Origin of the sequence: Kribbella aluminosa, assembly GCF_017876295.1 — a bacterium.
Lineage (GTDB): Bacteria > Actinomycetota > Actinomycetes > Propionibacteriales > Kribbellaceae > Kribbella > Kribbella aluminosa.
Window position 1 is genome coordinate 1,984,514 of sequence record NZ_JAGINT010000001.1, and the last position, 26,549, is coordinate 2,011,062.

Consider the following 26,549-nt stretch of genomic DNA (forward strand, 5'->3'; position numbering starts at 1 on the left):
AAACACAATGGCTGAGCTCACGATCAGGCCGGAGGAGATCCGGGACGCCCTGGATCGGTTCGTCACCGAGTACCAACCGGCCGAAACCGCCGCCGAGGAGGTCGGCACCGTCGTCGACGCGGGTGACGGTATCGCCCACGTCGAGGGCCTGCCCTCGGTGATGACCAACGAGCTGCTCGAGTTCGAGAACGGCACCCGCGGTATCGCGCTGAACCTGGACGTCCGCCAGATCGGTGTCGTGATCCTCGGTGAGTACGACGGGATCGAGGAGGGCCAGCAGGTCCGCCGGACCGGTCAGGTGCTGTCGGTGCCGGTCGGCGAGGGCTACCTCGGCCGCGTCGTCGACCCGCTCGGCAAGCCGATCGACGGCCTGGGCGAGATCCAGGGCATCGACGGCAACCGGGCGCTCGAGATCCAGGCCGCCGGCGTCATGGACCGCCAGGAGGTCCGGCAGCCGCTGCAGACCGGCATCAAGGCGATCGACGGCATGATCCCGATCGGCCGCGGCCAGCGCGAGCTGATCATCGGCGACCGCAAGACCGGCAAGACCGCGATCGCGATCGACACGATCATCAACCAGAAGGCGAACTGGGCGTCCGGCGACCCGGACAAGCAGGTCCGCTGCATCTACGTCGCGATCGGCCAGAAGGGCTCGACGATCGCCGCCGTCCGCGGCGCGCTCGAAGAGGCCGGCGCGATGGAGTACACCACCATCGTCGCCTCCCCGGCGTCCGACCCGGCCGGCTTCAAGTACGTCGCGCCGTACACCGGATCCTCGATCGGCCAGCACTGGATGTACCAGGGCAAGCACGTGCTGATCGTCTTCGACGACCTCACCAAGCAGGCCGAGGCGTACCGCGCGATGTCGCTGCTGCTGCGCCGCCCGCCGGGCCGCGAGGCGTACCCGGGTGACGTCTTCTACCTGCACAGCCGGCTGCTCGAGCGTTGCGCGAAGCTGTCCAACGAGCTCGGCGCCGGCTCGATGACGGGTCTGCCGATCATCGAGACCAAGGCGAACGACGTCTCGGCGTTCATCCCGACCAACGTCATCTCGATCACCGACGGCCAGATCTTCCTGCAGTCCGACCTGTTCAACGCGAACATCCGGCCCGCCATCGACGTCGGTATCTCGGTGTCCCGGGTCGGCGGCGCCGCGCAGGTCAAGGGCATGAAGAACGTGTCCGGCACGCTGAAGATCGACCTCGCGCAGTTCCGCGCGATGGAGGCGTTCGCGATGTTCGCGTCCGACCTGGACGCCACCTCGCGGCGGCAGCTGGACCGTGGCCAGCGGCTCGTGCAGCTGCTCCGCCAGCCGCAGTACTCGCCGTACCCGGTCGAGGACCAGATCGTCTCGATCTGGGCCGGCACCAACGGGCACTTCGACGACGTACCGGTGAACGACGTACTGCGCTTCGAGCGGGACTTCCTGGACTACCTGCGCCGGGAGAGCAAGGTGCTGGACGCGATCCGCGAGTCCGGGCTGTTCGGCGACGACGAGGCACAGGCCGTGACCGACGCGCTGAAGTCCTTCAAGCCGACCTTCCAGACCTCCGAGGGCACGCTGCTCGGCACCGAGGCCGCGGCCGAGGCGATGGACGAGGCGGACGTCGACCAGGAGCAGATCGTCAAGCAGAAGCGGGGCTGATCGAACGTGCCAGCCAACCTGCGGGAGCTACGCGATCGGAAGGCTTCGGTCACGACGATCAAGAAGCTCACCCGCGCGATGGAGCTGATCGCGGCGTCCCGGATCGTCAAGGCGCAGCAACGCGCCGCGGCGGCCGGTCCGTACGCGCGTGAGCTCACCCGTGCCGTGTCGGCGGTGGCGACGTTCTCGAACGTCGACCACCCGCTGACCACCGAGAAGGAGAACCCGCGGCGCGCCGCGGTACTGCTGATCACCTCGGACCGCGGCCAGGCCGGTGCCTACTCGGCCAACGTGATCCGCGAGGGCGAGCGGCTGCAGCAGATGCTCCGCGAGGACGAGAAGGAGATCGTCTCGTTCGTCAGCGGCCGGAAGGGCATCGCGTACTACACCTTCCGTCAGCGTCAGGTCGCGCAGTCGTGGGGCGGTGACTCCGACAACCCGAGCTTCGCCCGGGCCCGGGAGATCGCCGACGCGCTGATCGAGGCGTTCCTGACCCCGACCGAGGAGGGCGGCGTGGACGAGATCCACATCGTCTTCACCCGGTTCGTGTCGATGCTCACCCAGCGCGCCGACGTCATCCGGCTGCTGCCGCTGGAGGTCGTCGAGGGCGAGGAGGCCCCGACCGCCGACGACGTGCTGCCGCTGTACGAGTTCGAGCCGTCCGCCGAGGAGGTGCTCGACGGGTTGCTGCCGAAGTACGTCGCCAGCCGGATCCACTGGTGCATGCTGCAGGCCGCGGCGTCGGAGCTGGCCAACCGGCAGCGTGCGATGAAGTCCGCGACGGACAACGCGCAGGACCTGATCGAGAAGCTGACGCGGGACCTGAACCAGGCCCGCCAGGCGCAAATTACCCAGGAAATCAGCGAGATCGTCGGTGGCGCGAGTGCGCTCGCCGACGCGAACGCCGGGAGCGAGTGAGAGAGATGACTGCCACGGTTACCGAGAAGAACAACGAGGCTGGTGCTGCCGGTATCGGTCGCGTCGTCCGGGTGATCGGCCCGGTCGTCGATGTCGAGTTCCCGGCGGACGCCATGCCTGACATGTACAACGCGCTCGAGGTGGACATCACCCTGGGCGACACGACCCAGACGATCACCCTCGAGGTGGCGCTGCACGTCGGTGACAACATCGTCCGGGCGATCTCGATGAAGCCGACCGACGGCCTGGTCCGCGGCGCCGAGGTGCGGGACACCGGCGCGGCGATCTCCGTCCCGGTGGGCGACGTCACCAAGGGCCGGGTGTGGTCCGTGACCGGCAAGTGCCTGAACCAGGACGAGTCCGAGTTCCAGGTCACCGAGCGCTGGCCGATCCACCGCAAGGCGCCGGCCTTCGACCAGCTCGAGTCGAAGACCGAGATGCTGGAGACCGGTATCAAGGTCCTGGACCTGCTGACGCCGTACGTGCAGGGTGGGAAGATCGGCCTGTTCGGCGGTGCGGGTGTCGGCAAGACCGTTCTGATCCAGGAGATGATCTACCGGATCGCCCACAACTTCGGTGGTACGTCGGTGTTCGCCGGCGTCGGCGAGCGGACCCGTGAGGGCAACGACCTCATCAACGAGATGGAAGAGGCCGGCGTCTTCAAGGACACCGCGCTGGTGTTCGGCCAGATGGACGAGCCGCCGGGCACCCGGCTGCGGGTCGCGCTGTCCGCGCTGACGATGGCGGAGTACTTCCGCGACGTCAAGGAGCAGGACGTGCTGCTCTTCATCGACAACATCTTCCGGTTCACGCAGGCCGGTTCCGAGGTCTCCACGCTGCTCGGCCGGATGCCGAGCGCCGTCGGTTACCAGCCGAACCTGGCCGACGAGATGGGCGTTCTGCAGGAGCGGATCACGTCGACCCGGGGTCACTCGATCACCTCGATGCAGGCGATCTACGTGCCCGCCGACGACTACACCGACCCGGCGCCGGCCACCACGTTCGCGCACCTGGACGCGACCACCGAGCTCTCCCGTGACATCGCCGCTCGTGGTCTGTACCCGGCCGTCGACCCGCTGACCTCGACGTCGCGGATCCTCGACCCGCAGTACATCGGCCAGGAGCACTACGACGTGGCCGTCCGGGTGAAGCAGATCCTGCAGAAGAACAAGGAACTGCAGGACATCATCGCGATCCTCGGTGTCGACGAGCTCTCCGAAGAGGACAAGATCACCGTCGCGCGGGCGCGCCGGATCGAGCAGTTCCTCTCCCAGAACACCTACATGGCGGAGAAGTTCACCAACGTCCCGGGTTCGACGGTTCCGCTGAAGGACACCATCGAGTCCTTCAAGAAGATCACCGAGGGCGAGTACGACCACGTCGCCGAGCAGGCCTTCTTCAACGTCGGCTCGCTGGACGACGTCGACCGCAAGTGGGCCGAGCTGCAGAAGGAAAACTGATGGCTGACCACTTGGAGGTGGCGCTGGTCGCCGCCGAGCGGACGGTCTGGCAGGGGCAGGCGAAGATCGTCATCGCCCGGACCACGGACGGTGACGTCGGGATCCTGCCCGGCCACGCGCCGCTGCTGGGCCTGCTGCAGGGCGGCACCGTCCAGGTGCGGACCGTCGACGGCGAGTACTTCGTCGCGGCCGCGCCGGACGGCTTCATCTCGGTGGCGAACGACCGGGTCTCGATCCTGGCCGAGAACGCCGAGATGGGTCACGACATCGATCTCGAAGAGGCCCGCCGGGACCTCGAGCAGGCGCTGGCCGCCGGTCTCGACACCGACGAGGACACCGACGAGGTACGACTCGCCGAGGCCAGGGTTCGGGCCGCCGAGCAGACGTCCTGATCCGACCTGCCATAATCAAATATCGTCACCGAACAGTACGGTTCTCCGGGGTGCCCGGGTAGGTACCGAACATTGGGCACCGGAAATGGGGTCGGCAGGGTATGAGGGTAGTCCTCGATGTCGTCGGGGTCTGTCTGCTTGCCGCCGTACTGTTCATCGTGCTTGTCGCGTTCCGCCGTCGCTGGTTGACCAGAGACGGCGGAACTTTTGATTGCAGCCTGCAACTCGCCCAGAAGGACCACGGCCGCGGCTGGGCCCTCGGCCTGGCCCGCTACGTCGGCGACGACCTGCAGTGGTTCCGGGTCTTCAGCCTCGCCTGGTGGCCCAAGCTGGTCGTCAACCGCCGCCAGCTCGACGGCGTCACCACCCGCCGCCCGATGGGCAACGAGCCTCTGGTCACGTACGCCGGCCACGTCATCGTCGACGCGAAACTGAACGACCGCACCGTCCACTTCGCGATGACCGAAGAGGCCCTGACCGGCGTCCTCGCCTGGATGGAATCCGCCCCACCCAGCACCCAGACCTACCTGTGATTCGCTCGTCGTAGGAGTGTCAGGGCCACGATAAGTACGTCGTGGACGGGCACACTGGAGCGGTGGAGTCGTGGGAGTTCGGCCGGGCGGTCCGTCGATGGCGTGACCGGGTCTCGCCCGGCGCGGTCGGACTGCCGCCGGGTAGCCGTCGCCGCGCGACCGGGCTACGACGGGAGGAGCTCGCCGCCCTGGCGGGTATCTCGGCCGACTACCTGACCCGGCTGGAGCAAGGCCGGGCGAGGTCTCCGTCGCCGCAGGTCGTCGAGGCGCTGGCTCGCGCACTCCGCGTCTCCGACTCCGAGCGCGACCTGCTCTTCGAGCTGGCCGGGCTCTCCGCGCCGGGCCCGGACGTCGTACCGTCGCGGATCAGCGCCAGCGTGCAGCGACTGCTCGATCGGGTGGCGGACACACCGGTGGCCGTGTACGACGCGACGTGGACGCTGCTCGCCGCGAACACGCCGTACGACGCCTTGATGGGCGAGACGACTGCGTGGCAAGGGCTCGAGCGGAACGCGCTCTGGCGCAACTTCGTCGGTCCTGGTACGCGCGTGGTTCATTCGCCCGACGCGAAGGCGGAGCTGCTGGCCGGGCAGGTCGCCGACCTGCGCCGGACCGCGGCACGCTATCCGGCGGACCGGCAGTTGCAGACGCTGATCCGCGAACTCACCGCGCACAGCCCTCATTTCGCCGGCCTTTGGGCGCACGACGACCCGGAGCCACGCGTGGAGCCGTCGAAGCGGAAGGTGGTCGACCATCCTGCCGTCGGCCCGATCAGTCTCGACTGCGACGTCCTGTTCGTGGCCACCGACGACGTGCGGCTGATGATCTACACCGCCGAGCCCGGTACCGAGGACGCGGAGCGGCTGGCCCTTGCTGTCGTCCTCGGCACGCAGCAGTTGGTTGAGTAAAAGCCTGGTCCTGTCAGTCCTACGAAAACCGGACGGCTGTTTGGGTGGTGACGACCGGCCGAGACTCGTCGTATGAACTCGCAGAACGCATGGATCATCACCGGGCCGACGTCAGGTATCGGCCGTCGTGCCGCCCTCGAACTTGCCGCGCACGGCACGGTCGTCCTGGTCGGACGCGATCCGGCGCGGCTCGCCGTGGTCGAGCATCAGATCGAGGCGAAAGGCGGGCGCGCGGTGCCGATTGTCGCTGACTTCTCCGACGTCGGCAGCGTACGGCGCGCCGCCGGGGAGATCGTCGCACTCGGCCTGCCGATCGCCGGCGTGCTGAACAACGCCGGCATCTTCCCGCTGGAACGCCGTACGACGCCGCAGGGGTGGGACCTCACCTACGCGACCAACCACCTCGGTCCGTTCGCCTTCACCGAGGCCCTCGTGCCGTATCTGCCGGACGGTGCGAACGTGGTGTTCGTCTGCTCCGGAGTAGAGGATCCCGAACGCAGGCCCGCCGTCGTGGCCGGCTTTCGTGGCGCCCGGTTCATCTCGGTCGAGGCGAGCGCACGCGGCGAGTGGAAGCCGGGCGGCTCCGCGCGACCCGGCCTCGACGCGTACGCGACCTCGAAGCAGGGCAATCTCGCCACGGTGCTGGCGTTCGCGAGGGAGATGCCACGGCTGCGGTTCAACGCGGTCGAGCCGGGATTCAGCCCCGGCAGCGCGCTCGCCCGCGACGCCGGTCCGGTGCTGGTGTTCGTGTCGAAGTACGTGCTCTCACCGCTGGCCCCCATGATCAAGTACTGGAGCACGCCCAAGCGCGCCGCCCGGATGATCACCGAGGTACTGACCGCCGACTCCGACGCGTCGGGCGTCTACTACGACGAACGAGGCGAGCCGATGCGCGGCTCGGCCCAGGTCCGCGACCCCGAGTTCAGCGCCCGCGTAGTCAGCGAGACCCGCACCCTCCTCGCCACGTCCGTCAACGAGTAGGCCGCGGCGCCGACGGGTTCAGTGGACGTTGAGGGCCTGGAGCAGGATCGGCAGTGAGGCGTGGAGTTCGCGTTGCCAGTAGGACCAGGCGTGGGTGCCGGGGCCGTAGAAGTTGGTGGTCAGGTGGTGTGCGCCGGCCTGTTCGAGTTGGGCGGCGAGGGTGTGGTTCTGGCGGTTGAAGTCGGCCTCGAGGGAGTCGGTCTTGCCGGGCGGGTCGAAGGGGCCGGCGGTGCCGTCGCCGCAGGAGAGGTAGACCGGTAGGGACTTGAGCCGGTGGGCCAGGTAGTACGGGTCGTGAGCCTGCCAGATGCTGCGTTGGGCGACCGGGTCGCCCCAGACGCGGAGCGGGTCGTTGCCCTGGCCGGCGAAGAAGCCCATGATCCGGTTGACCGACTCGTCGTTCAGCAGTGGATGCGCGGAGCCGGAGTACGCCGCGACCGCGCGGAACATGCCGGGGTGCCGGGCGGCGTACAGCAGGGCTCCCTGGCCGCCCATCGAGAGGCCGGCCACGACGCGGTTCGAGCTCGCGCCCCAGCCGTGTTCGAGGAGGTGCGTGAGTTCGACGGTGTGGAAGGTCTCCCAGGCCGGGTCGCCGCCGGCGCCGTAGTTCCACCAGTCGCTGTACCAGCCGTTCCAGCCGGCTTCGGGCATCACGACGAGAACCTTGTGCAGGCTCGGGATCTTCGCGATGTCGGTGCCGGACCAGGACGTGTAGTCGCCGCAGCAGCCGTGCAGCAACCAGAACGTCGGCCAGTGCTGACTGCGATCGGCGGGGTTCCACCCGTCCGGCGTGAGCAGGCGGACGTTGACGGTGCGGCCGCCGAGTGCCTGAGAGCGGACGGTCAGGTCGGTCAGGCGGTCCGCAACCTGTTTGACCGCGACGACTTCGGCGCCGCGGGGTGCTGCCTGGACAGTGGTCGCCGGGGTTGGTGAGGGAGCGGCCTGGGCGGGGGCCAGGGGTGTGAGGACGAGTGCTGTGGCGAGTAGGACTTGCCGGCCGATACGGGACAGAAGCACGAGCAACCTCCGGGGCGGGGATCGATGCTCACAGCTGGTGGTTCCTGGAGTTGTACCCGCGAAATTCGGTGGGTACTCCGCGACGGGTGTGTCACGATCGCGGGCATGAAGAGTTTCTTCTTCCCACTGGGCTAGCTTCCGCTGGTCCTTGTGCGGCTGGTATTGGTGCGGGCTGTTTCTGGGTTGGAGTGGCTGGCTGCCGAGGAGGTTGTCGCGGCCGCGATGGCCCACCTCGCAGACCTCGCACCCGGCCACGACGTACTCGATCCGTTCTGCGGCGCGGGCACGGTGCTGCTCGAAGCACAGGTGCTCGAACCCGACGCGCGGTACGTCGGCGTCGACCGAGCCCAAGGCACCATCGCAGCAGCACAAGCAAACGCCTCTGCGCTGCAGCGGGAGGTGACTTGGCGGCTGGGGGATGCGCGGCGGGATGGCGGGTGCGGGGGCGGTGTGAGGTGGTGGTGGCGGGGCGGCGGCCGGGGATTGTGGTTCTGGAGTTGTCTCGGTATTGACATGCGCACGTAACGTTCGTAGGTTCCTGCGCATACGTAAGAGCAGAGCCCAAACAGCTCGTATTCGAGTGCTCATACGTATGAACGTGCAGCCGCTCTACTTCTGGGGTGAGGAATATGCGCAGTCGATGGCGAGTGTTGCTGGTGGTCGGCGCGGTGCTGGTCGTGGGGTGCTCAGGCCCCACGGGCGGTCCGGCGGCGACCGGGTCGGCGGGTGGCGCGAGCATCGTGTACGCGAAGACGGACGGCGGTACGACGTTCGTCCGCAACTACAACGTGCTGGGCCCGGCGACCGACAAGGCGCCGAACATGGAACTGGTCTACGAGCCGTTGATGCGGGTCGACTACGGCGCCGGCGGCGTGGTGAAGCCGTGGCTGGCCGAGAGCTGGGCGTTCGCAGCGCAGGGCAAGCAGCTGACCATCAAGCTGCGCACCGACGTGAAGTGGTCGGACGGCCAGAAGTTCACCGCGGACGACGTCGTGTACTCGCTCGGCCTGCCGATCGAGAAGCCGGACTTCAGTATCGCGGGTGTCACCTACAAGTCGGTCACGAAGGTCGACGACAGCACGGTCAAGGTGGTGTTCCCCGAGCCGTCGTACGCGACCCTGAACCAGTTCGCGAACATCCTGCTGCCGATGGTCCCGAAGCACATCTGGGCGAGCCAGAACCTGAACACCTGGACCAACCCGGACCCGGTCGGCACCGGCCCGTTCACGGTGGGGGAGTTCAAGCCGCAGCAGATCACTCTGAAGGCGCGCTCCGACTACTGGGGCGGCAAGCTGCCGATGACGACGTACAAGATCATCCCGACCAGCGCCGACGCGCTGAAGGCGCAGCTGCTGAAGGGTGACATCGACTGGGCGTCCGCCAGCTGGCCGAACGGCGAGAAGGAGTACGTCGCCAAGGACCCGGACAAGCACCTGTACCAGCTGTACTCCAACGGCGGCGCGATGTCCGTACTCTTCAACACCGCCAAGGCCCCCTTCAACGATGTGCATGTACGGCGGGCCCTCGCGCTCACGATCGACCGTACGGCGGTCGTGACCACGCTGCAGCGCCCCGGGACCGAGGCCGGCCCGACCGGGTTGTCCGAGCAGCTGTTCGGCGACTGGCTCGACCCGTCGTACAAAGGCAAGGTGCAGAAGGTCGACGCGACCGGAGCGAAGGCCGAGCTGGCCAAGGGCGGCTGGACGATCGACAACGGCGCGCTCGTGAAGGACGGCAAGCGGTACCAGCCGAGCATCCTGTTCAACGCCGACTGGGGCTGGGGCAACTACGCCGACATCCTGATCAACACCTGGAAGCAGTCGCTCGGCCTGCAGGTGAAGGGCGCCGGCCAGCCGAGCGCCGGGTACTACGACAAGCAGAACCTCGGCCAGTTCGACCTGGCGGCCGCGTCCACCGGTGGCGCCAGCGTGTACGGCGTCTACCGGTTCCTGTCCAGCCAGTTCCTGACCCCGATCGGCAAGTCGGCCACCCTCGACCAGGGCCGCTGGAACGACCCGGAGACCGACAAGATCATCAGGTCGATGGAGCGCACCGACAACGTCGACGAGCTGAAGACGCTCGGCAAGCAGCTGCAGAAGATCGTCGTCGACGAGGTCCCGTTCAGCCCGATCTACAACAACTTCTACTTCATCGACATCAACGCGACCCGGTGGACCGGCTGGCCGACGCCGGAGAAGTTCGACAGCATCCCGTTCGCCGGGATGGGCCCGGACACGATCCGTACGCTGCTGAGCCTGCAGCGCCGGGGGAACTGACGATGCGGTGGGCCTTCCTGGCCCGGCGGCTGGGTTTCTACCTGGCCGCCGCGGCCGCCGCGATCGGCCTGAACTTCCTGCTCCCGCGGCTGATGCCGGGCGACCCGTCGTCGGCGATCGTCGAGGAGCTCGAACGGGTCAGCGGGCAGCAGGTACCGGCCGAGACGCTGATGTCGATCCGCGCGATCTTCGGCAACCCGCACGCGAACCTGGCCCAGCAGTTCGCCGACTACCTCCGCCAGCTGTCCCACGGTGACCTCGGCGTCTCGGTGGTGAACTTCCCGGTCCCGGTCGCCGACCTGGTCTGGCAGGCGCTGCCGTGGACACTGCTGCTGGTCGGTACGACGACGATCACCGCGTTCGCGATCGGCACCCTGCTCGGCGTGGTCGCGGGCTGGAAGGCGGGCAGCCGGTTCGACGCGATCCTCACGCCGTTCACGACGTTCCTCAGTAGCGTCCCGTACTTCTGGGTGGCCCTGCTCGCGCTCTGGATCTTCGGCTTCGTCCTCGGCTGGACGCCGCTGTCCGGCGGGTACGACGCCGACCTGCCGCAGGGATTCAGCCTCGCGTACGCCGTCAGCGTGCTCCACCACGGCGTGTTGCCGGCAGCAACGATCGTGTTCTCGGCGTTCGGCGGCTGGCTGCTCGGGATGCGGAACATGACCGTCACCACGGTCCGCGAGGACTACGTCCTGCTGGCCCAGGCGAAAGGCCTGTCGCCGAAGCGGGTGATGTTCCGGTACGCCGCCCGGAACGCGATGCTGCCGAGCTTCACCGGGTTCGCGATGGCGCTCGGCGGCGTGGTCGGCGGTGCGCTGCTGACCGAGATCGTGTTCAGCTACCCGGGGATCGGCTACCTGCTGTACGAGTCGCTGCAGAAGCGCGACTACCCGATGATGCAGGGCGTGTTCCTGCTGATCACGCTGACAGTCCTGCTGGCGAACCTGGTCGCGGACCTGGCGTACGTGTTGCTCGATCCACGCATCCGGGCGAGGGGATGATCATGCTTCGCAGTTGGAAGGTCCGGATCGGGCTGTCGATCCTCGGCTTCTTCGGGCTGCTCGCCGTCTTCGGTCCGCTGGTCGGCCAGGATCCCAGAGCGAACGACATCAGCGCGATCTCGCAGCCGCCGAGTGCGCACCACCTCTTCGGTACGACGCAGTTCGGGCAGGACGTGCTCGCGCAGACGATCTCGGGTGCCCGCGGCTCGATGCTGGTCGGCGTACTGGCGGCTGCGATCGGCACGCTGATCGCGGTCCTGGTCGGCGTCCCGGCCGGGTACTTCGGCGGCGCCGTCGACAACGGGCTGAACTTCCTCACCAACCTGTTCCTGGTGATGCCGGTCCTGCCGCTGATCCTGATCGTCGCGGGGTACGTGCAGGGCACCGGGCCGTTCGTGATCGCGCTGATCATCGGCCTGTTCGGCTGGTCCGGCGGCGCCCGGACGCTCCGGGCGCAGTCGCTCAGCCTGAGCAGCCGGGACTTCGTGCTCGCGATGCGGATGGTCGGCGAGCCGCACCGGCGGCTGATCTTCTTCGAGATACTGCCGCATCTGACCGGGTGGATCTCGGCGATGTTCCTGCACGGCATGATCGGCGGCGTGATGGCCGAGGCGGGGCTGGCGTTCCTCGGCATCACCGACTCCGGCTCGATCAGCTGGGGCACGATGATCCAGGCGGCCCAGCAGCAGAGCGCCGTACTGCGGGGGCTCTGGTGGTGGTTCGTACCACCCGGGCTGTGCATCGCGCTGATCGGTACGGCGGCAACGCTGGTGAACTTCGGCGTCGACGAGGTCTCGAACCCGAAGCTGCGGGTGGCCCGTCGCTCGGTCGTCGTCCGGACCCGGAAGGTGGTCGAGGCATGAGTGTGCTGACGGTGGAAGGCCTGACCGTCGACTACGTGACCGGCGACCGCCCGGTGCGGGCGTGCGACGACGTCTCGTTCGAGCTGCACCGCGGCGAGATCCTCGGGGTGGCAGGGGAGTCCGGGTCGGGCAAGTCGACGCTGATCACCGCGCTCACCCGGCTGCAGCGCCCGCCGGCGGTCACCACCGCCGGCCGGATCGAGTTCCACGGTACCGACCTGGTCGGGCTGCGACCGGACGAGCTCCGGAAACTGCGCTGGACCTCGCTCGCGATCGTGCTGCAGAGCGCGATGGACGCCCTGAACCCGGTGATGCGGGTCGGCGCCCAGTTCGTCGACGTACTGCGTTCGCACGACAAGAGCCTGAACAGAAAGGACGCCTGGGCACGCGCCGAGGAGCTGCTCGGGATGGTCGGCATCTCCGCCGACCGGGTCCGCGCGTACCCGCACGAGCTGTCCGGCGGCATGCGGCAGCGAGCGAGCATCGCGCTCGCGCTGGCCTGCGGTCCCGAGCTGGTCGTGATGGACGAGCCGACGACGGCCGTCGACGTGGTGATGCAACGCCAGATCCTTGCGCAGGTCCTGCGACTCAGAAGAGAGCTGGGTTTCGCGGTCGTGTTCGTCACCCACGACCTCTCGCTGCTGCTGGAGCTCGCCGACCGGATCGCGATCATGTACGGCGGCCGGATCGTCGAGATCGGCACCGCCGAGTCGCTGTACGCCAAACCGCGGCATCCGTACACCCGTGGCCTCCGCGACTCGTTCCCGCCGCTGCGCTCGGAGCTGCGCAAACTCACCGGCATCCCGGGCAGCCCACCGGACCTTCGCAATCCGCCCGCGGGCTGCCCGTTCCACCCGCGCTGCGCCGATCGCTTCGACGGTTGCGACGAGCAACGACCGGAACTGCTGACGATCGAGGACCATGCCGTTGCCTGCCGCCTGTACCCGTCGGGAGAGGATCGAGTATGAGCCAACCCGTTCTGGAGGCCCGTGGGGTCTCGAAGCATTTCCCGGCCGGGCGGTCGACGGTGCGGGCGGTGGACGATGCGACGCTCGCACTGCAACCGGGGCGGATCGTGGCGCTGGTCGGAGAGAGCGGGAGCGGGAAGACGACGCTCGCCAGGCTGCTGGCCCGCTTCTACCCGCCGACGGAAGGGGAGATCCGGCTCCGGGGCGAGGTGGTGAAGGGTAAGCAGCGCGCGTACTACCGCGACGTACAGCTGATCTTCCAGGATCCGTTCGGGTCGCTGAACCCGTTGCACCGGGTGCGGTACAACCTGGAGCGGGCGGTGAAGCTGCATCACGACGTACGTTCTCGCGCTGAGCTGCACGAGAAGGTCACCGAGCTGCTGGAGCGGGTGAGCCTGACGCCGGTCGAGCAGTACGTCGACAAGTTCCCGCACGAGCTGTCCGGTGGGCAGCGGCAGCGGGTGGTGATCGCGCGGGCGCTGGCGGTCGAGCCGAAGGTGCTGCTCGGTGACGAGCCGATCTCGATGCTGGACGTGTCGATCCGGCTGGAGATGCTGAACCTGCTCGACCGGCTGCGGACCGAGGACGGGCTGGCGCTGCTCTACATCACGCACGACATCGCCAGCGCGCGCTACCTGTGTGACGACATCGTCGTGATGTACGCCGGCCGGATGGTCGAGGGCGGCCCGAAGGAAGCGGTGATCGCCGATCCGCTGCACCCGTACACGCAACTGCTGATCGACTCGTCACCGGACCCGGAACGCGATCGCACCGACCGCACCGACCGCCTCGGGCTGTTCGACGCCGAGGACCTGGGCGAGCCGCCGAGCCTGATCGACCCGCCGGCGGGCTGCCGGTTCCACCCGCGCTGTCCGGTGGCGATGGACATCTGCCGGACCGACGTACCGCCGCGGACCGAACTGCCCGACGGCCGCTGGACCCATTGCTGGCTGCAGGAGAAGAAATGAAGGCACCACGACAGTCCGACGTCGCCCGGCTCGCGGGCGTCTCCCAGTCCGCGGTCTCCCGGGTGGTGAGCGGGGAGGTGGACCGGATCCCGGTCGAGACCCGGGACCGGATCCTCGCGGCGGTCAAGGAGCTCGGGTACGTCCCGAACGCCGCCGCGCGGAACCTGCGGAACAAGCGCAACCGGCTGCTCGGCGTACACACGTTCGAGGCGGTGTTCCCGCATGCCCGGGAAAACTTCTACTTCGAGTTCCTGCTCGGGATCGAGGAGCGCGCCGAGGAGATCGGGTACGACCTGGTGCTGTTCACGTCGACCGGGACCAGCGACGGACGGCGGCGGATCTACCGCGACGGGACCAACCGGCTCAACCTCGCCGACGGGACCGTGCTGCTCGGTGCCGCCACCGACCGCGAGGAGCTCGCGCGGCTGTGGCACGACGGCTACTTGTTCGTGCACATCGGCCGCCGCGAGGTTCCCGGCGCCGACATCCCGTGCATCATCCCGGACTACGTGGCCGCCGCCGACCGGCTGGTCACCTCGCTGGCCGACCGCGGCCACCGGCACTTCGCCTACCTGCGGGAGGCCATCGAGCAGGAGGCGTACGTCGACCGGCGCGCGGGGTACCGGACCGCGGTCGAACGGCTCGGCCTGCGGGACCGCTCGCCCGGGTTCCGTGGCGAGACCGGGCTGACCGAGGAATGGCTGGACGAACTGGTCGCCGGGCCGGAGACCGCGGTGGTTGCCGAGGGCATCAGGTTGGCCGAGGAGCTCCGGGCCGGGCTGGCCGCGCGGGGGCGGAGCATTCCGGAGGACCTGTCGGTGGCGGTGCTGGAGGGATCGGGTGACGAGCCCGGGCACCGCTGGGACTGTCTGGTCATCCCACGCAAGGAGATCGGCCGGATCGCGATCGACGCGCTGGTGGCGCGGGTCGAGGACCCGGAGGCGGAACCGGTCAGTCAACTGGTGGCCTGCGACCTGGTGGCCGGCGAAACCGTCGCCGCGCCGTCCGTACAAGAGCACTGGACCAAGGAGTAACGGGTGGAAACAGATGTCCTGGTGGTGGGCGGCGGACTCGGCGGGGTCGCCGCCGCGCTGACCGCGGTACGCCTCGGCCGCAGCGTCGTCCTGACCGAGCCGACCGACTGGCTGGGCGGGCAGCTGACCAGCCAGCTCGTCCCGCCGGACGAGCACCCGTGGATCGAGCAGTACGCCGCCACCGGGTACGCCGAGCTGCGTCGCCGGATCCGCGACTACTACCGGCGCAACTACCCGCTGACGCCGGAGGCCGCGGCGGATCCGCTGCTCGATCCCGGTCTCGGGGTGGTCAGCCGCTTCTGCCACGAGCCGCGCGTCGCGGCCGCCGTACTCGAGGAGATGCTTGCGCCGTGGCGCGCGTCCGGCGCGCTGACCGTGCTGATGGAGCACGAGCCGGTCGAGGCCGCGACGAACGGCGACGAGATCGAGGCGGTCACGTTCCGCGGGGAGGGGAGGGAGCTGACGGTCGCGGCGACGTACGTCGTGGACGCGACCGAACTCGGCGACCTGCTGGAGCTGGCGAACGTCGAGCACGTCATCGGCGCCGAGGGCCGCGACGAGACCGGCGAGCTGCATGCGCCCGAGGTCGCGAATCCCCTTGACCAGCAGGCATTCTCCTGGTGCTTCGCGCTCGAGCACCGCGCCGGGGAGGACCACACCATCGACCGGCCGGCCGGGTACGAGCACTGGCGGGACACCGTCGCGCCGTTCTGGCCCGGATCGCAGCTGTCCTGGACGGACGTCGTACCGGTGACGCTCGACCAGCGGGAGTGGAAGCTGCTGGACGCGAACCCGTCGAAGCGGGCGCCGTTCTCGCTCTGGCGGTACCGGCAGGTCCTTGCCAGTAGCAACTTTGTCGACAAGGCGATCCCGGACGTCACGGTGGTGAACTGGCCGCAGCTCGACTACTGGGAGCAGCCGCTGCTGGGCGGGCCCGATCCGGACCAGGCGCTGGCGGCGAGCCGAGACCTGTCGCTCTCGTTCCTGTACTGGATGCAGACCGAGGGCGGGTACCCCGGACTGCGCCTGCGCCCCGACGTCACCGGTACGGCGGACGGGCTCGCGAAGGCGCCGTACATCCGGGAGGCACGCCGGATCCGGTCCGAGTTCACCGTGCTGGAGCAGCACGTCGGCGTCGAGGCCCGGCCGGCCAGGGTAGGAACGAGGGCGGGCAGTGAGGTGTTCGCGGACACCGTCGGCCTCGGCCGGTACCGGATCGACCTGCATCCGAGTACGGCGGGGCGGACGTACGTCGACATCGAGGCGTACCCGTTCCAGATCCCGCTCGGCGCGCTGATCCCGGTCCGGGTCGACAACCTGCTGCCGGCGAACAAGAACATCGGGACGACGCACATCACCAACGGTTGCTACCGCCTGCACCCGGTCGAATGGAGTATCGGCGAGGCGGTTGGCGCACTGGTCGGGTTCTGCCTGGCCGAAGGCCTGTCACCACGCAAGGTCCGCAACGATCCCACCCACCTGGCCGACTACCAACGCCTGCTGGCGGACACCCTCAAGATCCCGCTGGCCTGGCCGGAAGAGATCCGCACCCATCGCGACTGAAGGGATGTAGCCGTGTTCCGAAAGTCTCTGGCCGCCTTCCCGTCCCCACCCCGAGCGAAGCGAGGGCACCTTTTTCTGTACCTTCTTGTGGCTGGTGCCCTGCTGCTGTCCGGTACTTCGCTCGTGAACGCCTCGGCGCAGACTGCAACTACCGCAGCCCTCCCCGCTCTGCACACCGAAGGCAATCGCATCAAGAACTCCGCCGGTACCGACGTCACCCTCAAGGGTGTCTCCGTCATCGCCCCCGAACAGAACGCCGTCTGCACCGACTGCAACAACAAGCCGATCAACGACCTGATCGACATGACGGTCGCGAACGGCTGGCACTCCAAGGTCCTCCGGCTGCTTGTCACCGAGGCGATCGGCAAGGACCTGAACGCCTACGACGCGACGTACATCAAGCCGTACGTCGACCACGCCGTCGCCAAGGGCCTGTACGTGATCATCGACCTGCACCTGGTCCGGAACTACGGCGACGCGGCCGGCGCCGTACCGCAGGCGGATGTGAAGGGATTCTGGGACTTCATCGCGCCGCGGTACGCGAACAACCCGAACGTGCTGTTCGAGGTGTTCAACGAGCCGATCGCGCCGGACGGCTGGGCCAGCTGGAAGTCGTACATCCAGCCGGTCGTGGACTCGATCCGCTCGGTCGCGTCGAACGTGATCCTGATGGGCAGCCCGTCCTGGAGCACCCGGCTGAACGGCGCGCTGACCGCCCCGATCACCGGCGGCGATATCGCGTACGTCTACCACCTCTACCCGAACCAGGGGCCGGCGACCGCGGCCAATCTGGATCCCAAGTTCGGTACGGCGGCCGCGACGCTGCCGGTCGTACTGACCGAGTTCGGTTGGGATCCGTCGTCGTCGGCGAACAACGTCACCGCCGGTACGACGTCCGGCTGGGGGCTGCCGTTGCGGCAGTACCTGGATGCCCGTCCGCAGATCGGGTGGCTCGGCTGGATCTTCGACAACTTCTGGGCGCCGGTGATGTTCGACAAGTTCTGGAACCTGTTGTCGGGGGAGTACCAAGGCGCGTTCGTCCGGGACTGGCTGGCCGGGGCGCCTGCTGTGTCGCCGTGCTCGGACCACCTGGCCCGTGGTGCGACCGCCACGGCGTCGTCGACGTACGACGCGAACTCGGGGGCCGCGAAGGCGGTCGACGGGTCGTGTACGGACAGCGGGCGATGGATGTCCGCGGTCGGCGACGCCACGCCGGTGCTGACGTTGAACCTCGGCGCGTACAAGACCGTCAAGCAGGTGGATGTGTACAGCGGGTACGGGTACCCGAACGTCGCCACCGGGACCGTGCTGGTCGCGTTCAACGTCGAAGGGCACACCTCGGCCGGGTGGGTCCAGCTCGGCAGCGTCACCGGCAACACCAGGTCGCTGGTCTCGATGACCGGTCCGTCCGGGACAATTGACCAGCTACGCCTGACCGTGACCGTCCCGTCGAACACCACCCCGGACATTGCCCGCGTGTACGAGGTGGCCGCCCACTGAGCCGTTAAGGAGGACCTCTGACATCCCGTCCAGGCCGGATCGTCGCAGCGCTGCTCGCCGGTGCGCTGGTCTTCCCGCTGGTGCCGACGGTCACCTCACGGCCGGTGAAGCTGCAGGTCCTGTCCAGCCGTGCGGACATGGTGACCGGCGGTGACGCGCTCGTGCACGTGGACGTGTCCGAGGCGGACGCGGACGACGTACGGGTGAGTCTGAACGGTAAGGACGTGTCGTCGGTGTTCAGCGCCGACGACACGGGCCTTACCGGTCTGGTCGAGGGGATCCGGCTCGGGAAGAACATCCTGCGGGCGGAGTCCGGTGGCCGGCGGACGACGCTGGAGGTGCGCGACTTCCCGCGGCAGGGGCCGGTGTTCGCCGGGCCGCACGAGCAGCCGTTCGTCTGCGAGACCGCGAACGCGACGGTGCCGGTGATCGGCGGGACCCTCGGCGTACCGCTGGACGAGGACTGTACGGTCGCGCCGCGGGTCGACTACTTCTACCGGACCACCGCCGGGAAGTACGCGAAGTGGCCGGCCCGTACGACCAGGTACCCGGCGGATCTCGCCGACACCGCCACCGGCGATCCGTTCATCGTCCGGATGGAGACCGGGAGCGCGGACCGGGCGATCGTCCGGACGACGATGCTGCACGACCCGTTGCACGAGGCCGCGCCGACGCCGACCCGGCGGTCGAGGGGCTGGAACGGGCGGGCGATCTTCACACTCGGCGGTGGCTGCGCCGGCGGGTGGTACCGGTCCGGCCGGACCACCGGCGGGGTGACCGACGCGTACCTGCTCGGGCAGGGGTACGCGTTGATGTCGTCGTCGCTGAACGTGTTCGCGCAGAACTGCAACGACCTGACCGCGGCCGAGGCGGCGATGACGACGAAGGAGCTGTTCGTCGAGCACTACGGCCGGCCCGAGTTCACGGTCGGGTTCGGATGCTCGGGCGGCTCGTACCAGGCGCATCAGATCACCGACAACTACCCGGGCATCTTCGACGGGATCATCGTCGGCTGCTCGTTCCCGGATGTCGGGTTCGGGACCGTCCCGTTCATCACCGACGCATGGCTGCTGACCGGGTACTTCGCCCGGTCGGGCCTCGCGTGGACGCAGGACCAGCAGCGCCAGGTCGCCGGCTTCCGGAACTACAAGACCTTGGCCAGTACGGCGCTCAGCGCCCGCCGGATCGATCCGCGGCGGAACTGCGGCAGCGTCCCGGTCGGGCTGCGCTACGACCCGGTGGGCAACCCGCGCGGCGTGCGCTGCGACGTGTACGACCACGCGGTCACCGTCTACGGCAAGGACCCGCTGACCGGGTTCGCACGCCGCCCGCTGGACAACGTCGGAGTCCAGTACGGGTTGAGGGTGCTGAAGACCGGGGTGATCACGCCCGCGCAGTTCCTCGACCTGAATCGGCGGGTCGGCGGCTTCGATGCGGACGCGAACCTGGTCCCGGCCCGCACCGAGGCGGACCCGGAGGCGGTCCGGGCGGCGTACCGGACCGGGCGGCTGACCAGCGGTGGCGGCGGGCTGCGGGACGTGCCGATCATCGACTACCGCGCGTACGCCGACACCCAGCCGTGGGGCGACCTCCATCTGCGGTACCACACGTTCTCGATGCGCGCCCGGCTGGAGAAGTCGAACGGGACCGCGGCCAACCAGGTGAGCCTGCTCGAGGACTCTCGCTACGGACTGTTCAGCACCGCGAGCCCGCTGCTGCGGCACGCGGTCAAGGAGATGGATCATTGGCTGACCCAACTGACTGCGGACGGGACCGCGCGGCCGCGAATCGACAAGATCGTCGCGGCCCGGCCGTCCGGGCTGGTCGAAGGATGCCGCGGGCCGCACGGGTTCATCGCGCAGCCGCTGGACCGGGACCCGGCGACGCTGTGCGAGCAGCTGTTCCCGTCGGCGTCGTTCCCGCGTGAGGTGGCCGGGTCCGGGGTGGCGGCCGATGTGATCAAGTGCCAGCTGGTTCCGCCGGTACGGTCGGAGTACCCGAAGTTCACCGACGCGCAGTGGGATCAACTGCAGGCGATCTTCCCGGACGGGGTGTGCGACTGGTCGAAGCCGGGCGTCGACCAGCAGCCGTTGGGCGGTACGTGGCTCAGCTTCCCAAGCTGAAACCCGAAGGTGTGCGGTCGCCTGGAGGTCGTGCGGCGGCCCGCGCCGGCAGTATGCCGCACCCAGGACCGGGATCCTCCCAGTAGTTCACGCGTCCTCCTGGATCCACACGGTCATCGGGCCGACCTCACGATTCGCCCACGCGTAGTACGGAATCGCGGTCAGCGCCCCGTCCCGGGCCGGCACCTCGACGGTCGTCACACCCCCGAGCAGCTCGGGCTGCTCCCGTTCGACCAACGGACCCCCGACCACAGCAGTCGAATCAAGCACAACCGACGCGTCCTGCTGCTCGAAGCAGTACACCAACGGCCCACGCTCGATCGCGACACACCCGCGCACCGAGTCGATCCGCTCGTCGGGCGTCGTACGCCGAGCAGCCACCGGCAGCTCGAGCACAACCTCGTCGCCGACCGACCACACCCGCCGCAGCGGTCCGTCGTGCCCGTTGATCGTCAGCCGATGAGTGTCCGCCCACGAGGGGATCCGCAACCCGAGCGTCCAGGGCGAGTCCGGCGTGGACGTGATCCGCACTCGCACGGTCCCATGCCAGGGGTACTCCGTTTCCACATCGAAGCCGATCCCGCCCACGCGGACCGACGCCGGTGCATACAGCTGAATCTGAACGCCGTCGTCGTCGCACGTAGCGACCAGCTGGTCGAGCGACGACAGTGTGCGCATCACGTTCGGCGGGCAGCACGCGGTCCCGAACCACGGCTGCCGTCCACCCGCCGCCGACCGCTGGTCGTCGGCGAAAGCACGGTCGCGCACCTTCAACGTGTTCACGTAGAAGAACTTGTCGCCGGTCAGCGCGACCCCCGAGATCACCGCGTTGTAGAGCGCCCGCTCGATCAGGTCGGCGTACTTGCTCTCACCGGTCGCGAGCAGCAGCCGCCAGCTCCACTGCACGCTGGCGATCGCGGCACACGTCTCGCAGTACGCCGTGTCCGGCGGCAGCTCGAACGGGTCGCCGAACGCCTCGCCGTACCACCGCGAACCCACACCACCCGTCAAGTAGGTCTGGCTCTCGACCATCGTGTCCCACGTCGCCCGCAACGCGTCGAGCAGCTCACCGTCCCCGGTTTCCACCGCGACATCGGTGGCACCGGCCGCCAGGTACAGCGCCCGCACCGCGTGCCCCGCGATCGTCCGCACCTCGCGCACCGGCAGGTGATCCTGGAAGTACGCCGGCCCGTGGTGCCCCGGCACCGTGAGCGTCCCGTGCCCACGCGCCTCGACGAAGTACGAAGCGAGCTCAAGGTACGCCGCGGTCCCGGTCTCGCGGTACAGCTCGACCAGCGCCATCTCGATCAACGGATGCCCGTCGACACCTTCCAACCGCCCCGGGCCGAAGGTCTTGCACAGGTGATCCGCGAACCGGCAGGCAACGTCGAGCAAGGTCCGGTCCCCGGTAGCCCGCGCTTGCGCGACAGCCGCCTGAAACAAGTGCCCGGCGCAGTACAGCTCGTGGCCCTTCTCCAGGTCGCCGTACCGCCGCCCGCCCAGCGCCAGACGCGTGTGGCTGTTCAGGTAACCGTCAGCCTCCTGCGCGGAAGCGACCAGAGCGCTCGCCTCGGCCTGCCAAGAGGCAAGGTCGGTGGACGGCTCGCGCAACTGCTCCCAGGCGACCGCTTCGAGCCATTTGTAGACGTCGGTGTCGGCGAACAGCTTGCCCTCGAAGGACCCGCTGGTACGGCGGAAGTTCTCCAGTGTGCCGACGTCTTCGAGCCGCTGAGCGGCGGCCGGAATGGTGGCGTCGCGATTGGTGCGCTGGCGCTCCAGCCAGAACCCGCCGCTGATCTCGAGGCTGCCGAGGGGGAGTGGGCGCAAGGGCATGGAGGCAAGGTAACCACCGCCTCCGACGTCCAGGCAAGACTTCAGTGCAAACGATTGCGAGCACACTTTTCGTCATCTGCAATCGTTTGCAACTTATCGGCGTCACGCCCTTGACATCGGCTCGTAACCTCCGTGACCATGAGGGCCGTCGTTCCATTCGGACTTGACTAGATATTCAGACAGCGCCCCCTGAGATGAGGCATGGACGATGACCGATACACCCTCCTCCGTCCCACCCGGCTGGTCCCGGCGCGGATTCGTCGGCACCACCGCGGCCGCGATCGGTGTCGCGTCGCTGGGGATCACCCCGACCGCGAGCGCGAAGACCGCGGCCGTGAACGACCAACTGCCTGCCTTCCCCGGCGCCGAGGGCGCCGGCAAGTGGTCCAAGGGCGGCCGCGGCGGCTCCGTGTACGAGGTGACCACGCTGGCCGATTCCGGACCCGGATCGCTGCGGGACGCGGTCTCCGGCTCCGACCGGACGATCGTCTTCCGGGTCTCCGGCACGATCCAGTTGGTGACCGGGCTGCTGATCGCCGGTAACAACCTGACGATCGCCGGACAGACCGCGCCTGGTGGCGGGATCTGCGTGGCGGGCCACAGCACCAACATCAAGGGCAGCGCGCACGACATCGTGATCCGCTACCTGCGCTTCCGGCTCGGCGACGAGAACGAGATCGCGGACGACTCGTTCAACACCAACGTGCCCGGCTCGGTGAGCCCGGAGATCCGCAACCTGATCATCGACCACTGCTCGTTCAGCTGGGCGGTCGACGAGTGTCTCTCGCCGTACGGCAACTTCGACGTCACCGTCCAGTGGTGCGTCGTGTCCGAGGGCCTGGCGCTGTCCGCGCACCCGAAGAACCGGCACGGGTACGGCGGGATCTGGGGCGGCGAGCGGAACACGTACCACCACAACCTGATCGCCCACCAGGGCGGCCGGAACCCGCGGTTCGGCTACACCGAGGGCATCAACCTCGAGGTCGACCACTACAACAACGTGATCTACGACTACGGGTACACCTCGCTGTACGGCGGCGAGTGGGCCAACGGCATCAACATCATGAACAACTTCTACAAGCCGGGCCCGACCACCCAGGACGAGGTCGCGCCGGTGGTGCTGAGCGCGAACCGCGGTGGCCAGTGGTACGTCGCCGGCAACCAGGTCGAGGGTCATCCCGAGGTCACCGCGCACAACCGCAAGGGCATCCGGTACCCGATCGGCGGCATCGTCGAGCTGACCCGGCCGCAGCCGATCCCGGGCCGCGGCGATCTCCAGGCACCGAACAAGGCGTACGACGCAGTGCTCGGAGGAGCCGGCGCGATCCTGCCGAAGCGCGACGCGGCCGACGCCCGCGTGATCGCGGAGGTCCGCAACGGCACCGGCCGGCTGATCAACTCGCAGAAGGACGTCGGCGGCTACCCGGCGCTGGACGGCGGCGAGGCGCCGGTCGACTCCGACCACGACGGCATCCCGGACTGGTGGGAGAAGGCCAACGGCCTGGACCCCAACGATCCGTCCGACGCGCAGAAGGTCGCGCCGAACGGCTACACGTACCTGGAGAACTACCTCAACTCGCTGATCCCGGATCCAGTAGGCAACCCGACCGTAGCGATCACCACTCCCACGCAGAACCAGACCATCACGGGCCGGACGACACCGACCATCACGATCAAGGCGGACGCCGCAGCCGCCAAGGGTGGCCAGATCGCCAAGGTCGAGTTCTTCGTCGCCGATCAACTGATCGGCACGGCGACCAGCGCGCCGTACCAGGTCCAGTGGAAGAACGTTGCCGACGGCTCCTACTGGCTGACCGCCCGGGCCACCGACAAGTTCGGTACGGCGACCCAGTCGACCGCCGTCCAGGCGCACGTCAGCCGGCAGACCGGTACCGGGGCATGGACCTCGACCGCGGTGGGCAAGCCGCCGGTGCCGGGCTCCGGCAACCTGGAGAACGGCGTACTGACCATCAAGGGTTCGGGCCGGATCTACGCGCGGAGCAGCAACTTCCACTACGTGTACCGCAAGCTCCAGGTCGGCGGCGCCGGGGCGGTCTCGCAGATCACCGCGCGGCTGGACACGATCAGCAAGGTCGCGAACGGACTGACCGCGGGCCTGATGATCCGCGACAGCCTCGACCCGGCCGCGCCGTTCATGTACGCCGGGATCGGGTACGGCGTCGCCGGCGGGTACGGCACCGTGAACGACAACGCGAGCGCCGCGCCGACCGCCACCGACGACGGCGGCATGAAGGCGCAGGCGATCCGGCTCCAGACCGACGGAACCGTGCCGAGCGTCGGCCCGTGGCCGTGGGACGGGACGTACCTGGACCACACGAAGGTCTACTGGCTGCGGTTGCTCCGGCGCGAGCGCCCGCAGGCCCGCGACGTCGAGTTCGAAGCCTTCATTTCAACGGATCAGGTCAAGTGGGACCGCTTCGGCTACGAGAAGCTCGTGATGCCGAGCCGGACCTTCTACATCGGCTTCGCCGTCGACGGCGGCCAGATCGACAACGGCCTCGTCGACTACGGGACCGCGCAGTTCAGCAACATCACGCTCGAGCAGCAGTGAGGTAACCACGATGTCTGAAAGCATGATCAATAGGCGACGGCTGCTGCAGGGCGGTCTGGGCCTCCTGGCGGTCGCGACCGTACCCGGGTGCGGCTTCTTCGACACCAAGCCGGCCGGTTCCGGCGCACAGGCCGCGACGGCCGGCGAGAAGGAGTCGCCGATGCTGAAAGCCCTGGTGGACAAGGGCTCGCTGCCCGCCCTCGCGGACCGGCTCCCGAAGAACCCTCCGGTGATCAAGCCGCTCGAGGGCAAGGCGCAGTACGGCGGGACCTGGCGGTCGGCGATGCTGACCCAGGCGGACACCCAGTGGCTGTGGTACGCGATGCGCTACGAGCCGCTGCTGCGCTGGAAGCCGGACAAGGTCGGCAAGCCCGGGTACGACGAGATCGAGGCGAACACCTGCGAGTTCACGGTCGATGCCGAGAGCAAGGTGTACACGTTCACGCTGCGCGAAGGCCTGAAGTGGTCGGACGGCAAGCCGTGTACGGCCGACGACCTGATGTTCACGATCCTCGAGGTGCAGTGTGACGAGGGTCTGCACCCGGACGGCCTGTACGACGCGTTCACCTCGCCGGACACCGGCAAGCTGGTGAAGGTCGAGAAGGTCGACGACCGCACGATCAAGATGACCTACAGCTCGCCGCAGCCGTCGTTGCTCGTGCAGATCGCCGACGGGATCTTCGAACGCGAGGGTGCGTACGGGATGCTGCTGCCGAAGCACTACTTCCAGCAGTTCCACCTGAAGTACAACAAGAACGCGAACGCGCTGGCGAAGAAGGCCGGCGTCGGCAGCTGGACCGACCTGTTCACCCAGAAGCAGAACCCGTGGACGAACCCGGACCAGCCGACGCTGGCGCCCTGGAAGGTCGAGACCCCCTTGGGCAAGAGCTCCGCGGTCACGCTGACCCGGAACCCGTACTACTGGAAGGTCGACGACCGGGGCCGGCAGCTGCCGTACATCGACAACTGCCGCGTCGAGGTGGTCCAGGACGCGCAGGTCGAGCTGCTGAAGGTGATGAACGGCGAGTTCGGCCTGCAGTACCGGAACTTCGGTACGCCGCAGAACAAGCCGGTCGTCGCGCAGAACCGGGAAAAGGGCGGCTACAAGATCTTCGAGGTGCCGACCCAGCTGACCAACACGATGGTCATCGGCCTGAACCTGACGCACAAGGACCCGGTGAAGCGGGCGCTGTTCGCGAACAAGGAGTTCCGGGCAGGGCTGTCGCACGCGATCAACCGCAAGGAGGTCATCGACGCGGTGTACGCCGGCCAGGGGGAGCCCTGGCAGGGCGCGCCGCCCAAGGACTCGCCGTACTACAACGAGCAGCTGGCCACGCAGTACCTGGAGTTCGACGCCGCGAAGGCGAACCAGCACCTGGACGCCGCGGGCCTGACGAAGAAGTCGGCGGACGGCAAGCGGCTCGGTGCGGACGGCAAGCCGGTCTCGGTCGCCGTACTGGTCAGCGAGTCGTTCCCGGACCACGTCGAGGGCATCGAGTTCGTCAAGAAGCGCTGGGCCGCGGTCGGCATCGAGCTGCGTACCCAGGCGGTCAGCGAGGACCTGTACAAGCAACGGGTCAAGGGCAACGACCACGACGCCGGCACCTGGACCTGCGGCACCTTCGTCCTGCCCACCGGTTCTGGTGGCGACCACTACTGGGTGCCGACCAACGACGGCAGCGCGCGGTACGCGATCGGCTGGGCGCAGTGGTACCAGTCGAAAGGCGAGAAGGGCAGCAAGCCGCCGGCCGAGGTGCAGAAGCAGCTGGAGCTGTTCACCCAGGCACGGCAGGAGCCGGACCCGGCCAAGACGCTGGAGCTCGGCAAGCAGATCCTGCAGATCGCGGCCGACCAGTTCTACTACCTCGGCATCAGCTCGGTCCCGAACACCTACGGCGTGGTGAAGAACGACTTCCACAACGTGCCGTCGACGATGAACGAGTCGGTTGCCCCGGGCATCGTCCACCCCGAGCAGTTCTCGATGGGGCAGTAGC

General features: G+C 68.3%; 21 protein-coding genes. 19 read left to right on the top strand and 2 right to left on the bottom strand.

The window, feature by feature from the left end:
• The first annotated feature begins 7 nt into the window (after nt 1–7).
• The 7 genes from atpA to JOF29_RS09820 all read left to right on the top strand — a co-directional run bounded on the left by atpA (nt 8) and on the right by JOF29_RS09820 (nt 6,837).
• Nucleotides 8–1,645 (top strand): F0F1 ATP synthase subunit alpha, encoded by a 1,638-nt coding sequence (gene atpA / locus JOF29_RS09790; protein WP_209693884.1) that lies wholly within the window; start codon nt 8–10, stop codon nt 1,643–1,645.
• A gap of 6 nt (nt 1,646–1,651) precedes the next feature.
• Nucleotides 1,652–2,563: a F0F1 ATP synthase subunit gamma gene (locus JOF29_RS09795; protein ID WP_209693885.1), complete on the top strand. Its 912-nt coding sequence runs from the start codon at nt 1,652–1,654 to the stop codon at nt 2,561–2,563.
• A 5-nt stretch (nt 2,564–2,568) separates the two neighbouring features.
• Nucleotides 2,569–4,023 carry a F0F1 ATP synthase subunit beta gene (gene atpD, locus JOF29_RS09800; RefSeq protein ID WP_209693886.1) on the top strand — a complete coding sequence of 485 codons (1,455 nt, stop codon included), beginning with the start codon at nt 2,569–2,571 and terminating at the stop codon, nt 4,021–4,023.
• The gene (locus JOF29_RS09805; RefSeq protein WP_209693887.1) at nt 4,023–4,415 is read left to right on the top strand and encodes a F0F1 ATP synthase subunit epsilon; all 393 of its coding nucleotides are present in this window, start codon (nt 4,023–4,025) and stop codon (nt 4,413–4,415) included. The genes atpD and JOF29_RS09805 overlap by 1 nt, the downstream gene beginning before the upstream one ends.
• 101 nt (nt 4,416–4,516) lie before the next feature.
• Nucleotides 4,517–4,948 carry a DUF2550 domain-containing protein gene (locus JOF29_RS09810; protein WP_209693888.1) on the top strand — a complete coding sequence of 144 codons (432 nt, stop codon included), beginning with the start codon at nt 4,517–4,519 and terminating at the stop codon, nt 4,946–4,948.
• Nucleotides 4,949–5,010: 62 nt separating this feature from the next.
• On the top strand, nt 5,011–5,856 hold the full coding sequence (locus JOF29_RS09815; RefSeq protein ID WP_209693889.1) for a helix-turn-helix transcriptional regulator: 846 nt from the start codon (nt 5,011–5,013) through the stop codon (nt 5,854–5,856).
• A gap of 72 nt (nt 5,857–5,928) precedes the next feature.
• A complete protein-coding gene (locus JOF29_RS09820) occupies nt 5,929–6,837 on the top strand; it encodes an SDR family NAD(P)-dependent oxidoreductase (protein WP_209693890.1) in 909 nt (302 codons plus the stop codon).
• An 18-nt stretch (nt 6,838–6,855) separates the two neighbouring features.
• Here the strand turns inward: JOF29_RS09820 and JOF29_RS09825 are convergent, their stop codons facing one another.
• A complete protein-coding gene (locus JOF29_RS09825) occupies nt 6,856–7,854 on the bottom strand; it encodes an alpha/beta hydrolase (RefSeq protein ID WP_307863242.1) in 999 nt (332 codons plus the stop codon).
• A gap of 165 nt (nt 7,855–8,019) precedes the next feature.
• Between JOF29_RS09825 and JOF29_RS09830 the strand changes: the two genes are divergently transcribed.
• The 10 genes from JOF29_RS09830 to JOF29_RS09875 all read left to right on the top strand — a co-directional run bounded on the left by JOF29_RS09830 (nt 8,020) and on the right by JOF29_RS09875 (nt 20,150).
• Nucleotides 8,020–8,379 carry a methyltransferase domain-containing protein gene (locus JOF29_RS09830; protein ID WP_209693892.1) on the top strand — a complete coding sequence of 120 codons (360 nt, stop codon included), beginning with the start codon at nt 8,020–8,022 and terminating at the stop codon, nt 8,377–8,379.
• Between the two features lie 104 nt (nt 8,380–8,483).
• Complete coding sequence (locus tag JOF29_RS09835) at nt 8,484–10,130, top strand: ABC transporter substrate-binding protein (RefSeq protein ID WP_209693893.1); 1,647 nt, start codon at nt 8,484–8,486, stop codon at nt 10,128–10,130.
• Nucleotides 10,131–10,132: 2 nt separating this feature from the next.
• The gene (locus tag JOF29_RS09840) at nt 10,133–11,131 is read left to right on the top strand and encodes an ABC transporter permease (RefSeq protein ID WP_209693894.1); all 999 of its coding nucleotides are present in this window, start codon (nt 10,133–10,135) and stop codon (nt 11,129–11,131) included.
• A gap of 2 nt (nt 11,132–11,133) precedes the next feature.
• A complete protein-coding gene (locus JOF29_RS09845; RefSeq protein ID WP_209693895.1) occupies nt 11,134–11,994 on the top strand; it encodes an ABC transporter permease in 861 nt (286 codons plus the stop codon).
• The gene (locus JOF29_RS09850) at nt 11,991–12,962 is read left to right on the top strand and encodes an ABC transporter ATP-binding protein (RefSeq protein WP_209693896.1); all 972 of its coding nucleotides are present in this window, start codon (nt 11,991–11,993) and stop codon (nt 12,960–12,962) included. The genes JOF29_RS09845 and JOF29_RS09850 overlap by 4 nt, the downstream gene beginning before the upstream one ends.
• On the top strand, nt 12,959–13,930 hold the full coding sequence (locus JOF29_RS09855; protein WP_209693897.1) for an ABC transporter ATP-binding protein: 972 nt from the start codon (nt 12,959–12,961) through the stop codon (nt 13,928–13,930). Before JOF29_RS09850 ends, JOF29_RS09855 begins: the two co-directional genes overlap by 4 nt.
• Nucleotides 13,927–14,964, top strand: coding sequence for a LacI family DNA-binding transcriptional regulator (locus JOF29_RS09860; protein ID WP_209693898.1), 1,038 nt, complete (start codon nt 13,927–13,929; stop codon nt 14,962–14,964). Before JOF29_RS09855 ends, JOF29_RS09860 begins: the two co-directional genes overlap by 4 nt.
• A 3-nt stretch (nt 14,965–14,967) precedes the next feature.
• Complete coding sequence (locus JOF29_RS09865) at nt 14,968–16,527, top strand: FAD-dependent oxidoreductase (RefSeq protein ID WP_209693899.1); 1,560 nt, start codon at nt 14,968–14,970, stop codon at nt 16,525–16,527.
• A gap of 87 nt (nt 16,528–16,614) precedes the next feature.
• Nucleotides 16,615–18,027, top strand: coding sequence for a cellulase family glycosylhydrolase (locus JOF29_RS09870; RefSeq protein ID WP_209693900.1), 1,413 nt, complete (start codon nt 16,615–16,617; stop codon nt 18,025–18,027).
• Nucleotides 18,028–18,131: 104 nt separating this feature from the next.
• Nucleotides 18,132–20,150: a DUF6351 family protein gene (locus JOF29_RS09875; protein WP_209693901.1), complete on the top strand. Its 2,019-nt coding sequence runs from the start codon at nt 18,132–18,134 to the stop codon at nt 20,148–20,150.
• An 87-nt stretch (nt 20,151–20,237) separates the two neighbouring features.
• Here the strand turns inward: JOF29_RS09875 and JOF29_RS09880 are convergent, their stop codons facing one another.
• Entirely contained in the window at nt 20,238–21,983 is a 1,746-nt protein-coding gene (locus JOF29_RS09880; protein WP_209693902.1) for a glycoside hydrolase family 127 protein, read from the bottom strand.
• 208 nt (nt 21,984–22,191) lie between these two features.
• Here JOF29_RS09880 and JOF29_RS09885 point away from each other — a divergent pair, with 208 nt between their 5' ends.
• Together JOF29_RS09885 and JOF29_RS09890 are read left to right on the top strand one after the other, a co-directional pair.
• On the top strand, nt 22,192–24,555 hold the full coding sequence (locus tag JOF29_RS09885) for an Ig-like domain-containing protein (RefSeq protein WP_209693903.1): 2,364 nt from the start codon (nt 22,192–22,194) through the stop codon (nt 24,553–24,555).
• A 10-nt stretch (nt 24,556–24,565) separates the two neighbouring features.
• Entirely contained in the window at nt 24,566–26,548 is a 1,983-nt protein-coding gene (locus JOF29_RS09890; RefSeq protein WP_209693904.1) for an ABC transporter substrate-binding protein, read from the top strand.
• Nucleotide 26,549: the final 1 nt, after the last annotated feature.

Bases quoted from the DNA above. Each gene is read 5' to 3' on its own strand.
- atpA (WP_209693884.1), top strand. From the start codon at position 8: ATGGCTGAGCTCACGATCAGGCCGGAGGAGATCCGGGACGCCCTGGAT.
- JOF29_RS09885 (WP_209693903.1), top strand. From the start codon at position 22,192: ATGACCGATACACCCTCCTCCGTCCCACCCGGCTGGTCCCGGCGCGGA.
- JOF29_RS09840 (WP_209693894.1), top strand. From the start codon at position 10,133: ATGCGGTGGGCCTTCCTGGCCCGGCGGCTGGGTTTCTACCTGGCCGCC.
- atpD (WP_209693886.1), top strand. From the start codon at position 2,569: ATGACTGCCACGGTTACCGAGAAGAACAACGAGGCTGGTGCTGCCGGT.
- JOF29_RS09855 (WP_209693897.1), top strand. From the start codon at position 12,959: ATGAGCCAACCCGTTCTGGAGGCCCGTGGGGTCTCGAAGCATTTCCCG.
- JOF29_RS09880 (WP_209693902.1), bottom strand. From the start codon at position 21,983: ATGCCCTTGCGCCCACTCCCCCTCGGCAGCCTCGAGATCAGCGGCGGG.
- JOF29_RS09810 (WP_209693888.1), top strand. From the start codon at position 4,517: ATGAGGGTAGTCCTCGATGTCGTCGGGGTCTGTCTGCTTGCCGCCGTA.
- JOF29_RS09890 (WP_209693904.1), top strand. From the start codon at position 24,566: ATGTCTGAAAGCATGATCAATAGGCGACGGCTGCTGCAGGGCGGTCTG.
- JOF29_RS09805 (WP_209693887.1), top strand. From the start codon at position 4,023: ATGGCTGACCACTTGGAGGTGGCGCTGGTCGCCGCCGAGCGGACGGTC.
- JOF29_RS09845 (WP_209693895.1), top strand. From the start codon at position 11,134: ATGCTTCGCAGTTGGAAGGTCCGGATCGGGCTGTCGATCCTCGGCTTC.
- JOF29_RS09835 (WP_209693893.1), top strand. From the start codon at position 8,484: ATGCGCAGTCGATGGCGAGTGTTGCTGGTGGTCGGCGCGGTGCTGGTC.
- JOF29_RS09850 (WP_209693896.1), top strand. From the start codon at position 11,991: ATGAGTGTGCTGACGGTGGAAGGCCTGACCGTCGACTACGTGACCGGC.
- JOF29_RS09860 (WP_209693898.1), top strand. From the start codon at position 13,927: ATGAAGGCACCACGACAGTCCGACGTCGCCCGGCTCGCGGGCGTCTCC.
- JOF29_RS09820 (WP_209693890.1), top strand. From the start codon at position 5,929: ATGAACTCGCAGAACGCATGGATCATCACCGGGCCGACGTCAGGTATC.